16 protein-coding genes are annotated in these 11889 nt (G+C 69.6%); 6 read left to right on the top strand and 10 right to left on the bottom strand.

Going from position 1 to position 11889, the window contains the following annotated elements:
* Positions 1-77: 77 nt before the first annotated feature.
* From ACFVYS_RS34045 to ACFVYS_RS34035, 3 genes are all read right to left on the bottom strand, one after another.
* On the bottom strand, positions 78-251 hold the full coding sequence (locus tag ACFVYS_RS34045) for a CsbD family protein (RefSeq protein WP_082413041.1): 174 nt from the start codon (positions 249-251) through the stop codon (positions 78-80).
* A gap of 65 nt (positions 252-316) precedes the next feature.
* Positions 317-685, bottom strand: coding sequence for a glyoxalase (locus ACFVYS_RS34040; protein ID WP_389508397.1), 369 nt, complete (start codon positions 683-685; stop codon positions 317-319).
* A 1-nt stretch (position 686) separates the two neighbouring features.
* Positions 687-1484 (bottom strand): trans-aconitate 2-methyltransferase, encoded by a 798-nt coding sequence (locus tag ACFVYS_RS34035; RefSeq protein WP_389508395.1) that lies wholly within the window; start codon positions 1482-1484, stop codon positions 687-689.
* A 104-nt stretch (positions 1485-1588) separates the two neighbouring features.
* Here ACFVYS_RS34035 and ACFVYS_RS34030 point away from each other — a divergent pair, with 104 nt between their 5' ends.
* A complete protein-coding gene (locus tag ACFVYS_RS34030) occupies positions 1589-2086 on the top strand; it encodes a MarR family winged helix-turn-helix transcriptional regulator (protein WP_020128438.1) in 498 nt (165 codons plus the stop codon).
* On the opposite strand, the gene ACFVYS_RS34025 is transcribed toward ACFVYS_RS34030, so the two are convergent.
* On the bottom strand, positions 2045-2812 hold the full coding sequence (locus ACFVYS_RS34025; RefSeq protein WP_389508393.1) for a LuxR C-terminal-related transcriptional regulator: 768 nt from the start codon (positions 2810-2812) through the stop codon (positions 2045-2047). The two genes, ACFVYS_RS34030 and ACFVYS_RS34025, sit on opposite strands and share 42 nt — an antisense overlap.
* A gap of 269 nt (positions 2813-3081) precedes the next feature.
* Between ACFVYS_RS34025 and ACFVYS_RS34020 the strand changes: the two genes are divergently transcribed.
* Positions 3082-3537, top strand: a complete 456-nt coding sequence (locus ACFVYS_RS34020) for a GNAT family N-acetyltransferase (RefSeq protein ID WP_389508391.1) — start codon at positions 3082-3084, stop codon at positions 3535-3537.
* Positions 3538-3691: 154 nt separating this feature from the next.
* On the opposite strand, the gene galK is transcribed toward ACFVYS_RS34020, so the two are convergent.
* Genes galK through galT form a run of 3 tightly spaced genes read right to left on the bottom strand, consistent with a single transcriptional unit; the run spans position 3692 to position 6902 of the window.
* Positions 3692-4849, bottom strand: a complete 1158-nt coding sequence (gene galK / locus ACFVYS_RS34015; protein WP_389508389.1) for a galactokinase — start codon at positions 4847-4849, stop codon at positions 3692-3694.
* On the bottom strand, positions 4849-5844 hold the full coding sequence (galE, locus tag ACFVYS_RS34010; RefSeq protein WP_389508387.1) for a UDP-glucose 4-epimerase GalE: 996 nt from the start codon (positions 5842-5844) through the stop codon (positions 4849-4851). The genes galK and galE overlap by 1 nt, the downstream gene beginning before the upstream one ends.
* Positions 5841-6902, bottom strand: coding sequence for a galactose-1-phosphate uridylyltransferase (gene galT / locus ACFVYS_RS34005; protein ID WP_389508385.1), 1062 nt, complete (start codon positions 6900-6902; stop codon positions 5841-5843). Before galT ends, galE begins: the two co-directional genes overlap by 4 nt.
* A gap of 149 nt (positions 6903-7051) precedes the next feature.
* On the opposite strand from galT, the gene ACFVYS_RS34000 reads away from it, so the two are divergent.
* Positions 7052-8752, top strand: coding sequence for a sodium:solute symporter family protein (locus ACFVYS_RS34000; RefSeq protein WP_054244119.1), 1701 nt, complete (start codon positions 7052-7054; stop codon positions 8750-8752).
* Between the two features lie 36 nt (positions 8753-8788).
* Entirely contained in the window at positions 8789-9196 is a 408-nt protein-coding gene (locus ACFVYS_RS33995; protein ID WP_389508383.1) for a hypothetical protein, read from the top strand.
* Positions 9197-9277: 81 nt separating this feature from the next.
* On the opposite strand, the gene ACFVYS_RS33990 is transcribed toward ACFVYS_RS33995, so the two are convergent.
* Together ACFVYS_RS33990 and ACFVYS_RS33985 are read right to left on the bottom strand one after the other, a co-directional pair.
* The gene (locus ACFVYS_RS33990) at positions 9278-9547 is read right to left on the bottom strand and encodes a hypothetical protein (protein WP_385553944.1); all 270 of its coding nucleotides are present in this window, start codon (positions 9545-9547) and stop codon (positions 9278-9280) included.
* Positions 9548-9650: 103 nt separating this feature from the next.
* On the bottom strand, positions 9651-10052 hold the full coding sequence (locus ACFVYS_RS33985) for an ATP-binding protein (RefSeq protein WP_389508381.1): 402 nt from the start codon (positions 10050-10052) through the stop codon (positions 9651-9653).
* Between the two features lie 205 nt (positions 10053-10257).
* Between ACFVYS_RS33985 and ACFVYS_RS33980 the strand changes: the two genes are divergently transcribed.
* Both ACFVYS_RS33980 and ACFVYS_RS33975 read left to right on the top strand, forming a co-directional pair.
* Positions 10258-11109 carry a helix-turn-helix domain-containing protein gene (locus tag ACFVYS_RS33980; RefSeq protein ID WP_389508379.1) on the top strand — a complete coding sequence of 284 codons (852 nt, stop codon included), beginning with the start codon at positions 10258-10260 and terminating at the stop codon, positions 11107-11109.
* A gap of 8 nt (positions 11110-11117) precedes the next feature.
* Positions 11118-11342 (top strand): DUF397 domain-containing protein, encoded by a 225-nt coding sequence (locus tag ACFVYS_RS33975; protein ID WP_389508377.1) that lies wholly within the window; start codon positions 11118-11120, stop codon positions 11340-11342.
* On the opposite strand, the gene ACFVYS_RS33970 is transcribed toward ACFVYS_RS33975, so the two are convergent.
* Positions 11312-11884 (bottom strand): dihydrofolate reductase family protein, encoded by a 573-nt coding sequence (locus tag ACFVYS_RS33970; RefSeq protein WP_389508376.1) that lies wholly within the window; start codon positions 11882-11884, stop codon positions 11312-11314. The two genes, ACFVYS_RS33975 and ACFVYS_RS33970, sit on opposite strands and share 31 nt — an antisense overlap.
* Positions 11885-11889 lie beyond the last annotated feature (5 nt).

The raw sequence follows: 11889 nt of genomic DNA, 5'->3' as shown, positions 1-11889 counted from the left end.
GCCCCGACCTTCGTGGTCGGGGCCCCACCCGCATGTGTGGCGTCGGCGCCGCGGCGCGTCAGTGCCTCACGACGTCCTCAGTGCTTGAAGACGTCCTTGCCCTTCTCCTTGGCCTGACGGGCGTCGCCCTTCGCCTGCTCGGCGCGCCCCTCGGCCTCCATCCGCTCGTTGCCCACGGTGCGGCCGATCGTTTCCTTCGCCTTGCCCTTGGCCTGTTCCATCTTCGCCTTGGACTTCTGCTCGCCTGCCACTGTTCATCACTCCCAGTCAGGTCTGCGTGTGGTCTCAGCACTGCGAGTGACCCGTCCGGCACCCCTCAAACCTCGCTGACGGGCTCCAGGAACTCCAGCCGGTTGCCGACGGGGTCCAGAGCGTAGAAGCGGCGGTGTCCCGGCAGGTCCTCGTCCCAGGTGACCGGGGTGCCGTGGGCCTCCAGCCGGGCGGCGTACGCCTCGATGCCGGTGACCCGCAGCCCGGGGTGGGCCTTCGCGGACGGTGCGAAGCCCGGCTCGATCCCCACGTGCAGGTGCACGGCGCCCGCCCGGAACCAGCATCCTCCCTTCGCCGCGAGCACCGGCGGCTTGGGGACCTCGGTCATCCCGAGGGTGCCGATGCAGAAGCGGCGCAGCAGGTCCTCGGCGCCGGGCGGGGCGGCGAGCTGCACATGGTCGACGGCGGCCAGCACGTCAGGCCCCCTTCACGGCCACCGCGAACAGGCGGCGGAAGGGCAGGACGGTGCCGTACTCCGCGCTCGGATAGGCCTCGCGGAGCAGGTCGCGGTAGTCGGTGACGAAGGCGTCGCGGGCCTCCGGGTCGTCGGCGAGGGCGTCGAGGGCGGGGCGCAGGCCGGTGCCCTTGACCCAGTCGAGGACCGGGTCGTCGCCCTGGAGCACATGGAGGTAGGTGGTCGTCCAGACGTCGGTGGCGCAGCCGAGGCGGGCCAGCCGGTCGAGGTAGACGCCGGGGGCGTGGACGGAGTCCTCGTGCCGCAGGACATGGCCGAGGCGGCCCTTCCAGCGGACGCTGTCGCCGAGCTCGCGCATGAGGGCGTGCAGGGGCGCGTCGATGTTGTGGGGGACCTGGAAGGCGAAGGTGCCGCCGGGGGCGAGGCCGTCCAGCCAGCCGGCGAAGGAGTCGAGGTGGCCGGGCACCCACTGGAGGGCGGCGTTCGAGACGAGCAGGTCGTACGTCTCCTCCGGCGCCCAGGTGGCGAGGTCGGCGTGGGCGAAGTCGAGGTGCGCGCCCGCGTGCGCCGCCGCGTCGGCGAGCATCTGCGGCGAGTTGTCGTAGCCGGTGACCCGGGCGGTGCTCCAGCGGTCGGCGAGGACGGCGGTGAGGTGGCCGGGGCCGCAGCCGAGGTCGGCGATCCGCGGCGGGTCGCCGGGCAGGCCGGGGACGCGGGCGAGGAGGTCGCCGAAGGGGCGGGCGCGGTGGCCGGCGTGACGCAGGTACTGGGCGGGGTCCCAGCTGGGGTTGGTCGTCATGCCTGGTACTTTCCCCTCCCATTTCTCTTGATGTCAAGAGACTTGATATCAAGAAGCTCCACATCAAGAGACTTCACGTCGACACAACCACTACACTGATCGTCATGGAGGACGAGGTCGATCGGCTGGTCGCAGCGTGGCGCCGGGAGCGCCCGGACCTCGACGTGGAGCCGCTGGAAGTACTCAGCCGGGTGAGCAGACTGGCCCGGCACCTGGACCGCGCACGCCGTCTGGCGTTCTCCGAGCACCAGCTGGAGCCCTGGGAGTTCGACGTCCTGACAGCGCTCCGGCGCGCGGGGGCGCCCTATCAGCTCTCGCCGGGCCAGTTGCTGACGCAGACGCTGGTGACCTCGGGCACGATGACGAACCGTATCGACCGGCTCGCGAAGAAGGGCCTGGTGGAACGGCTGCCGGACCCGAGCGACCGCCGGGGTGTGCTCGTCCGCCTCACGGACGACGGCAAGGACCGCGCCGACCAGGCGCTCGCCGGACTGCTCGACCAGGAACGAGCGATCCTGGCCGAGCTCTCGAACGCCCAGCGCGGCGAACTGGCGGGCCTGCTACGCCAGCTGACCGCCCCGTTCGACAACATCCCCGGCTAGGTCCACCGGCCCCACCCCGGCCCGGCGCGCCAGCGCGACCGCGGCGAGGGTGGAGTGCACGCCCAGCTTGCCGAGGACGTTCTGCATATGGGTGCGGACGGTGTGCGGGGAGAGGAACAGCCGGTCGGCGACCGCCTTCCTGCCCAGTCCCGCGACCATGCAGCGCAGCACTTCCCGCTCCCTCGGAGTGAGCGACTCGACCAGCCGTTCGCTCTCGGTGCGGTGCTTGCGGGCGGCCGTCAACTCCCGCAGGACGCCGGTGAGCAGGGCGGCCGGGAGGTGGGTCTCCTCGCGCAGCACGCCTCTGATGACGGTGAGCAGACGGGACAGCGAGCAGTCCTTCGCCACCCAGCCGGACGCCCCGGCCTGGAGGGCGAGGGCCGCGCGGCGCGGCTCGTCCTTCTCGGCGAGGACGACGATGCGGACATGGGGCTGCGTGGCACGGACCCCCACGACCAGCGATATCCCGTCGACGAGCCCGTCCTCCCCCACCTCCTGCACGGGCACGGCGGGCCGTATGCCCGGCAGCGCGGCGCCCAGGTCGGCGTCGACGAGCAGCACGTCGTACCGGCGCCCCTCGGCGGCCGCGCGCTCCAGACTGCGCAGTGCCGCCGGGCCGCTGCCGGCCGCGGACACGTCGACGTCGGGCTCGGCGGCCAGTGCCGCGGCGAGTGACTCGGCGAAGATACGGTGGTCGTCGACGACCAGTACACGAATGCGAACCACGAAACCCCCTCCCCCAAGCTCCTTGACAGAGCAGGGGATACCCCAAGGTCCGGAGACGGAGAACGACGACCGCGCGGACACGACGCCCGGACGGGAGGCCACCACCGCAACGGCCGCCGCCGTGCAGAGACTGCTACCCCCACCGCGGGCGCCGTACCCGACTGTCTCGCCCCCTGATCAGCACCGGCCCCCACCGGCACTGTTCACAGGGTAGGGCCGCGGGCGTACAGCGGAAGGCAAATTGCAGGATTGGTTCGGCCACCGCGTTTATGGTGTGCCGCATGTTTCGTCTTGAGACAGAAGTCGACAGGACTCGCCGCGATCTTCTCCGTTCGCGGCTTCTCGCCACCAACACCGAGGCCTCCCCCGTCCTGCGCGCACTGCGCGGCACCCCCGCGGAACGCGAATCGGCGCTGCACGTCTGGGCCTCGGACCCGGGCGGTGGTCTGGCCGGCGGTCTGGTGGGCCACACCTGGACGACCTGGCTGCACGTCACCTACCTCTGGGTGGACGCCCGGCACCGGGGCACGGGCCTGGGCAGCGCCCTCCTCGCCGAGGCGGAGCGCGTCGCCCGCGAGCAGCGCGGCTGCGACCGTGTACGCCTGGAGACCTGGGACTTCCAGGCCCCGGAGTTCTACCGCCGCCACGGCTACGAGGTGGTCTGCGTGATCGAGGACTACCCCCCGGGCCTGACGGAGTTCACCCTGACGAAGAGACTCGGGTAGACCACTTCAGCCCCCCCCCAGCCCGTCCGGCGATTGAGGACGAGGCCCGTTCAGGGCCGAAAGGGGGGTCCGGGGGCACAGCCCCCAGGGTCGGGAACGGGAAAGGGCGGCGGGGCGAGATCAACTCGCGCACCCACCGCCCCGCGCAGAACAATCAGCTCAGCCGACGCGCCCCCGCCGCGGGCACCGCCTCGAACACCCGCGGAGCCTTGTACCCCGCGGCCGCGAACGCCTCCTCGACGGCCTTGGTGAGCGTCTCGACATCGGTGGCCTCGGCCAGCACGATCGCCGAGCCGCCGAATCCCCCGCCGGTCATCCGCGCGCCGAGCGCCCCGTGGGCAAGCGCGGTGTCGACGACGAGGTCCAGCTCGGCGCAGGAGACCCGGAAGTCGTCCCGGAGCGAGGCGTGACCCGCCGTCAGGACCGGCCCCACCGCGCGGGTGTCGCCGCCCGACTCCAGGAGGGCGACGACCTGCTCCACCCGCTGGTCCTCCGTCACCACATGACGGACCAGACGGCGGACCTCCTCCTCGTCACCGAGCCGGGCGAGGGCCGCGTCCAGGTCGGCGTAGGCGATGTCGCGCAGCGCGTCGACGCCGAGGAGGGCGGCGCCCTTCTCGCAGCCGGCCCGCCGCTTGCCGTACTCGCCACCGCTGTGGGCGTGCGTGACCTGCGTGTCGACGACCAGCAGGCGCAGGCCCTCGGCGGCCAGGTCGAGGGGGATCTGCTTCTGCGAGAGGTCGCGGGTGTCGAGGAACAGCGCGTGGCCGTCCTCGCAGCACGCGGACGCCGTCTGGTCCATGATGCCGGTGGGCGCGCCGACGTAGATGTTCTCGGCGCGCTGGCACAGGCGGGCGAGCTGCCAGCCCTGGAGCCCGAGGTCGTAGAGGTCGTTGAGCGCCAGGGCCACGACGACCTCGATGGCCGCGGACGAGGACAGGCCCGCGCCCGACGGGACCGTCGAGGACAGGTGGATGTCGGCGCCGGTCACCGCATGGCCGGCCTCGCGCAGCGCCCAGACGACCCCGGCGGGGTACGCCGTCCAGTTCTTGTCGGACTCGGGCGTCAGCTCGTCGAGCCGCAGCTCGGCGACTCCGCTGTCGAGGTCGGCCGAGTGCAGTCGCAGCACGCCGTCGGTACGCCGTGCGACCGCCGCGACCGCGATGTGCGGCAGCGCGAAAGGCATCACGAAGCCGTCGTTGTAGTCGGTGTGCTCACCGATGAGGTTGACGCGGCCGGGCGCCGCCCAGACGCCCTCGGGCTCGGCCCCGTACAGCCGGACGAAACCCTCGCGAACTTCCTGTGCCCCCACTACGACTCCCTTGCGCTGCTTGCGATGTGCTGCGCGAACTCCCACGCGTCCGCGACGATACCCGCGAGATCCGCGCGGGACGGGGTCCAGCCGAGCTGCTCACGGGCGGTGGCCGCCGAGGCGACCAGGACGGCCGGGTCGCCGCCGCGACGAGGGGCCACGACCTCGGGGATCGGGTGGCCGGTGACCTCGCGGACCGTCTCGATGACCTCGCGCACGGAGAAGCCGTTGCCGTTGCCGAGGTTGCAGATGAGGTGCTCGCCGGGCTTGGCGGCGGCGACGGCGAGGAGGTGGGCCTCGGCGAGGTCGGCGACGTGGATGTAGTCGCGCACGCAGGTGCCGTCGGGGGTCGGGTAGTCGTCGCCGAAGACGGAGATGGCCTCGCGGCGGCCCTGCGCGACCTGCAGGACGAGCGGGATGAGGTGCGACTCGGGGTCGTGGCGCTCGCCCTGCTCGCCGTACGCGCCGGCCACGTTGAAGTAGCGCAGCGAGACGGCACCGAGCCCGTGGGCGGCGGCCTCGCCGCTGATCATGTGGTCGACGGCGAGCTTGGAGGCGCCGTAGGGGTTGGTCGGCCGCGTGGGCGCGGTCTCGACGATCGGGACCTCACGCGGCTCTCCGTAGGTCGCGGCGGTGGACGAGAAGACGAGCTTGCGCACGCCGGCCTCGCGCATGGCGCCGAGCAGGGCCATGGTGCCGCCGACATTGTTGTCCCAGTACTTCTCGGGCTTGACGACGGACTCGCCGACCTGCGAGAACGCGGCGAAGTGGAGCACGGCGTCGAAGGAGGCGTCGAGCCACTTGGCGGCGTCGCGGATGTCGCCCTCGATGAACGAGGCACCTGCCGGGACACCCTCGCGGAATCCGGTGGAGAGGTTGTCGAGCACGACGACCTCGTGGCCGGCCTCCAGCAGGTGCCGGGCGACCACGCTGCCGACGTAGCCCGCGCCACCCGTGACCAGATACTTGCCGCTCGTGCCGGTGGTGCCGCTCATGAACTCGCTACCTCTCGCAGTCGCTGGGCCGCGAACTCCGGCGGCACGTCGTTGATGAAGACGTTCATGCCTGATTCGGAGCCCGCGAGGAACTTCAGCTTGCCGGAAGTGCGGCGAATGGTGAAAAGCTCGAGATGGAGCGCGAAGTCGTCCCGGTTGACACCCTCGAACTCCTCCAGCGCGCCGAACGGCGCCTGGTGCCAGGCGGAGATGTACGGCGTGGGCGGTTCACCTTCGCCGAAGATCCGGTCGAAGCGCCTCAAGAGTTCCAGATAGACCTGGGGGAACTCTGTGCGCGCCTCCTCGTCGAGGGCGAGCAGGTCCGGCACCCGGCGCTTCGGGTAGAGGTGCACCTCGTACGGCCAGTGCGCCGCGTACGGCACGAACGCGACCCAGTGTTCACCCTCCAGAACGACCCGCCCGTCGGCGAGTTCGCGCTCCAGGACGGCGTCGAAGAGGTTCTCCCCGCCGGTCGCCTCCTTGTGCGCCGCGACCGAACGCAGCATCAGGGCGGTGCGCGGAGTGGTGAACGGGTAGGCGTAGATCTGCCCGTGCGGGTGACCCAGAGTCACACCGATCTCGGCGCCGCGGTTCTCGAAGCAGAACACCTGTTCCACGGAGGGCAGATGCGACAGCTCGGACGTCCGGTCCGTCCACGCGTCGAGGACCAGTCGTGCCTGCTCCTCGGTGAGGTCGGCGAAGGACGCGTTGTGGTCGGAGGTGAAGCAGACCACCTCGCAGCGCCCGGAGTCGCCGGCCAGCGAGGGGAAACGGTTCTCGAAGACGACGGCGTCGTACGACGAGTCCGGGATCTCGCTGAGCCGGTCGCCCTGGGAGGGGCAGAGCGGGCACTCGTCGGCCGGCGGGTGGTAGATGCGCCCCTGCCGGTGCGAGGCCACGGCGATGGAATCGCCGAGCAGGGCGTCCCGCCGTACCTCCGAAGTGGTGACCGTGGGGTCCAGCGGACGCCTGTCCACCGCGTCGCGCACCGAGTCGTCCCGCTGGTCGTAGTAGATCAGCTCACGACCGTCGGCCAAGCGGGTCGAGGTCTTCTTCACCGCGACTCTCCATCCGTACCTCTAGACCCGCAGACCTAGATCCGTACACCTAGCGAAGCTTCCAACAGAACCAAACACATAAAACCATAAACCCCCACGCGAGTCACCATCACAACCAAACAAAGAACACCAAACGAAGTGAGCAGGGCATGCGAACCCCCACAGACCCGGCCTACACGGCAGCACAGCTGGCGGCAGAGCTGCGGCTGCCGACGAACTGGCTCGACTACACGATCCTCGGCATCTACTTCGTCGTGGTCCTGGGCATCGGCTTCGCCGCTCGCAGATCGGTGAAGACCAGCCTCGACTTCTTCCTCTCCGGACGCTCCCTGCCCGCCTGGATCACGGGCCTCGCGTTCGTCTCGGCCAACCTGGCCGCCACCGAGATCCTGGGCATGGCAGCGAACAGCGCGCAGTACGGCGCGTACACCGTGCACTGGTACTGGATCGGCGCCATCCCGGCGATGGTCTTCCTGGGCATCGTGATGATGCCGTTCTACTACGGCAGCAAGGTCCGCTCCGTCCCCGAGTTCCTGCTGCTGCGCTTCGACCGGGGCGCCCACCTGCTGAGCTCGGCTCTGTTCGCCTTCGCGGCGATCCTGATCTCCGGCGTGAACCTGTACGCCCTCGCGATCGTCGTCGAGGCTCTGCTGGGCTGGCCGCAGTGGGTGGCGATCGTGGTCGCCGGCGCCTTCGTGCTGGCCTACATCACGCTCGGCGGTCTCTCCTCGGCGATCTACAACGAGGTCCTCCAGTTCTTCGTGATCCTGGCGGCGCTCATCCCGTTGTCGGTGCTCGGCCTGAAGAAGGTGGGCGGCTGGGACGGCCTGACGGACTCCCTGACCGAGGCCCACGGCGACGACTTCGTCACCGCCTGGGGCGGCACGGGCATCGGCAGCGACAACCCGCTCGGCGCGAACTGGCTGACGATCGTGCTGGGCCTCGGCTTCGTCCTCTCCTTCGGCTACTGGACGACGAACTTCGCCGAGGTGCAGCGCGCCCTGTCGGCGAAGAACCTGTCGGCGGCCCAGCGCACCCCGCTCATCGCCGCCTTCCCGAAGATCTTCATCGTCTTCCTGGTGATGATCCCGGGTCTGGTGGCGGCGGTGCTGGTGCCGAAGATCGGCACGGCCGACTCGGACCTCCAGTACAACGACGCGATCCCGTACCTCATGCAGGAGCTGCTGCCCAACGGTGTGCTGGGCATCGCGGTGACCGGCCTGCTGGCGGCGTTCATGGCGGGCATGGCGGCGAACGTCTCGTCCTTCAACACGGTGTTCACGACCGACATCTGGGCGAAGTACGTGGTGCGGGGCCGGGAGGACGCGTACTACGTGCGCTTCGGCCGTCTCATCACGGCGATCGGCGTGGCGGCCTCGGTGGGCACGGCGTTCCTCGCCTCGTCCTTCTCGAACATCATGAGCTACCTCCAGACGCTGTTCTCCTTCTTCAACGTGCCGATGTTCGTCGTCTTCATCGTCGGCATGTTCTGGAAGCGGGCGTCGAAGAAGTCGGGCTTCTGGGGCCTGCTCGCGGGCACGACGGCCGCGATGGTCAACTACTTCGTCCTCTACAAGCAGGACATCATCGGCATCCCCACCGACCAGGGCGCGAACTTCGTCTCCGCGATCGCGGGCTTCGTGGCGGGCGCGGTCGTGATGGTGGCGGTGTCGCTGTTCACGGCACCCAAGCGGGACGAGGAGCTCCAGGGTCTGGTCTACGGCACCGTCTCCCCCGGCATGGCCGAGCCGCCGGCGGCGGGCGACGACGCGTGGTACCGGCGCCCGGCACTGCTGGGCTGGAGCGCGCTGATCCTGGCCGCCCTGTGCTACATCCCGTTCTCGTTCTGAGCCCGGTCGCGAATACCGCGGGAGACTGGAGAGACCATGTCCGACCAATTCGAACCCTCCGAACCCTCCGAATCCGCCGAGCGCGCCGAGCGTGCCGAGGCGGCCGAGCGGCTGCGGCGCGCGGGGTACTCCGAGGCCGACGTGCAGCGTGAGGTCACGGAACTCGAGGAGAAGTCCGCGACCGCGGCCCGCATCTTCGACCTGCGCCGCATCATCGGCGGCCTGTTCGTCGTCTACGGCGTGATCGTCACGATCGCCGGCATCACGGACAGCGACGCGGAGATCGACAAGGCCCAGGGAATCAACATCAACCTGTGGACCGGCCTGGCCATGCTGGCCCTGGGCATCTTCTTCCTGGCCTGGCTGAAGCTGCGGCCCGTGGCGCCGGTCACCCCGACGCTGCCGCCGGAGGCGCTGGAGGGGAAGCCCCCGCGCGGCGAGTAGCCGCGGGCCGGGGGCGCAGGTCACGAGGCCGAGCCGGCTCCAGGATCCGTTGCGTCGGGTCCCGGAGCCGGCTCAGTTCGTCTACTCGTGGTCGGCGACGTTCGCGTTGATGGCGTCGTCCCCGTTGTTGCAGATCTGCTGGGTCGCGTCCTGGTTCGACGAGAGGCCGAGCAGCGGGAGGTTCAGGTTCGGGATGTTGATGAGGCCGAACGAGATGTTCTCCACGTGGTTGGAGCACTCCCGGGAGTCCCCGTCCGAGCCGTAGACGGCGGCGGAGGCGAATCCGGCGCCGGCCATGCCGAGGCTCCCGATCATGGCGGCCACGAGAGCGGTGTTGCGGAGCTTGCGCATTGCATACCCTTTTCCGTCTGGATGGCGTGCCTCGCTACAGAGCGAGACGTTACGGTTACGCACCGTATGTCGTGATTATCGGCTTTGCACCACGGACTGAGCCTTATGCCGCCACCAGCTCGCACCACACGAGCTTGCCCCGATGCCCCATCCGGGTCAGCGGCTGCCAGTGCCAGAGGTCCGAGCAGGCCCGGACGAGGGCCATCCCGCGCCCGCTCTCGGCCTCGGTCAGCCCTTCCAGCCGTCCCGGCGGCTCGGGCGGCTCGGGGTCCGCGTCCCAGGCGCCGATCTGGAGGACCCCGTCCCGGAAACGGAGGCGCAGGCACGCGGGGCCCTTGGTGTGCAGTACGGCGTTGGAGACCAGCTCCGAGGCGAGCAGCTCCGCCGTGTCCACGAGGTGGATCAGTCCGTGCAGGGTGAGGATCAGGCGCAGGGTGCGGCGGCACACGGTCACGGCGCGTGGGTCACAGGGGATGTAGAGGGAGTACTCCCAGGGGTCGGACATGGGTCAACTCCGAGTGGCGTGAGGGGATTTACGCGCGGTGGCGTTGCCGCAGCCGTCATGGCAGGACGAAGCGGTGCACTTCCGCAGCGTGTGCGGTGCGTCACCGACGGTATTTCCTAACATTAGGAAGCCGCAAGCGGTTGGCCTATCCTGACCCTCGAACGAGGTATGCCACCAGGGCAGTTGAGACGAGGAGGTGCGCCGCGTGCCACCCAAGAGGCATCTCACGGCCCGCAGGGTGCGACTGGGCGCTGAACTGCGCAAACTCCGCGAAGCGACGGGCATGAAGGCGCGGGAAGCCGCTGCGCTGCTCGGTGCCGACGCGGTCCAGATGAGCCAGATCGAGTCCGGCGTCGCGGGGGTGAGCCCGGAGCGTGTCCGCCGCTTGGCGGCCCATTACGCCTGCGCGGACGAGGCGTTGATCGAGGCCCTGATGGCCATGGCATCCGATCGGACACGCGGCTGGTGGGAGGAGTACCGGGGAGTCCTGCCCCCTGTTTTCCTGGACACCGCGGAGGTCGAGCACCACGCGAAGTTCCTCCGGGAAATCGTGATCACGCACGTTCCCGGGCTGCTGCAGACCGCCGACTACGCTCGCGCGGTCTACGCGTACATGATGCCCGGCCTGCCCGAGAGCGAACTGACACCTCGCGTCGAGCACCGATTGGGACGCCGGGTCGTCATCGAAGGCGACAACCCCACCCCGTACGAGACGATCGTCCACGAGTTCGCCCTGCGTCTTAGAGTGGCCGACCGCAGGGCCTCACACGCTCAACTCCTGCGCATCCTCGATCAGATCGAGCAGGGGCACGCCACCGTGCGTGTCATCCCTACCGATCAGGACGGTTTCGCAGGCGCAGGAGCCTCGCTGATGTACACCGGCGGTCCCGTGCCCCAGCTGGACACCGGCCTGCGCGACGCCCCCACCGGAACTGCGTTCATCGATGCGGAACCTCAACTGGCCCAGCTCCGAACGCTCTTCCGTAGGGTGGAGAAGGCGACGTTGGAACCAGCAGCGTCACGTGACTTCATCCACCGCCTGACAAAGGAACTGTGAGGCACCCCATGGACCACACCTTGCGCTGGCAGAAGTCCACGTTCTCAGACGGCGGCAACGGCAACACCTGCGTCGAACTCGCCGCTTCCGCCGCCCCCGTGGCCCTTCACCTCCGTGAGAGCGACGCCCCGGACACGGCCCTCACCGCCACGCCCGTCGCCCTCGCTCACCTCCTGGCAGGGATACGCGCCGGACTCGCGCCTCAGCGGACGACGTCGAAGACGTTCTTCTGAAGGCCGTTGGCGTACGCCTCGTGCTCGACGAGCTTCAGCTTCTGGGTGTCCTTGTCCGTGGCGCTGAACAGCCGCTTGCCCGCGCCGAGCAGGAGCGGGAAGACGAGCAGGTGGTAGCGGTCGATCAGGCCGGCGTCCGAGAGGGACTGGTTGAGGGAGGCGCTGCCGTGGACGATGATCGGGCCGCCCTCGGTCTCCTTCAGCGCGGCGACGTCGTCGAGCGAGCGCAGGATCGTCGTCTCGCCCCAGTTCGACACCAGGTCGTCCTCGGTGAGGGTGGTGGAGACGACGTACTTCGGCATCACCTTGTAGTCGGCGAAGTCCGCCATGTCGGGCCACACGGGGCTGAACGCCTCATAGCTGGTCCGGCCCAGCAGCATCGCGGTGGCCTCGGTCTGCTCCCGGCCCTTGATCTCGAAGGCCTCGGGCAGGAACTCGATGTCCTTGAAGGTCCATCCGGCGTTCCGGTAACCGGGCTCGCCGCCCGGTGCCTCGACGACACCGTCGAGCGAGATGAATGCGGTGCTGATCAGGGTGCGCATGTGAG

The organism is Streptomyces sp. NPDC058295 (genome assembly GCF_042880655.1).
Classification (GTDB): domain Bacteria; phylum Actinomycetota; class Actinomycetes; order Streptomycetales; family Streptomycetaceae; genus Streptomyces; species Streptomyces coriariae.
This window is presented reverse-complemented; position numbering and strand designations above follow the sequence as displayed.

Coding starts and splice junctions, on each gene's coding strand:
- ACFVYS_RS34020 (WP_389508391.1), top strand. CDS start 3,082: ATGGTGTGCCGCATGTTTCGTCTTGAGACAGAAGTCGACAGGACTCGC.
- ACFVYS_RS33970 (WP_389508376.1), bottom strand. CDS start 11,884: ATGCGCACCCTGATCAGCACCGCATTCATCTCGCTCGACGGTGTCGTC.
- ACFVYS_RS33990 (WP_385553944.1), bottom strand. CDS start 9,547: ATGCGCAAGCTCCGCAACACCGCTCTCGTGGCCGCCATGATCGGGAGC.
- ACFVYS_RS33995 (WP_389508383.1), top strand. CDS start 8,789: ATGTCCGACCAATTCGAACCCTCCGAACCCTCCGAATCCGCCGAGCGC.
- galE (WP_389508387.1), bottom strand. CDS start 5,844: ATGAGCGGCACCACCGGCACGAGCGGCAAGTATCTGGTCACGGGTGGC.
- ACFVYS_RS34000 (WP_054244119.1), top strand. CDS start 7,052: ATGCGAACCCCCACAGACCCGGCCTACACGGCAGCACAGCTGGCGGCA.
- ACFVYS_RS33975 (WP_389508377.1), top strand. CDS start 11,118: ATGGACCACACCTTGCGCTGGCAGAAGTCCACGTTCTCAGACGGCGGC.
- ACFVYS_RS34035 (WP_389508395.1), bottom strand. CDS start 1,484: ATGACGACCAACCCCAGCTGGGACCCCGCCCAGTACCTGCGTCACGCC.
- ACFVYS_RS33985 (WP_389508381.1), bottom strand. CDS start 10,052: ATGTCCGACCCCTGGGAGTACTCCCTCTACATCCCCTGTGACCCACGC.
- ACFVYS_RS34030 (WP_020128438.1), top strand. CDS start 1,589: ATGGAGGACGAGGTCGATCGGCTGGTCGCAGCGTGGCGCCGGGAGCGC.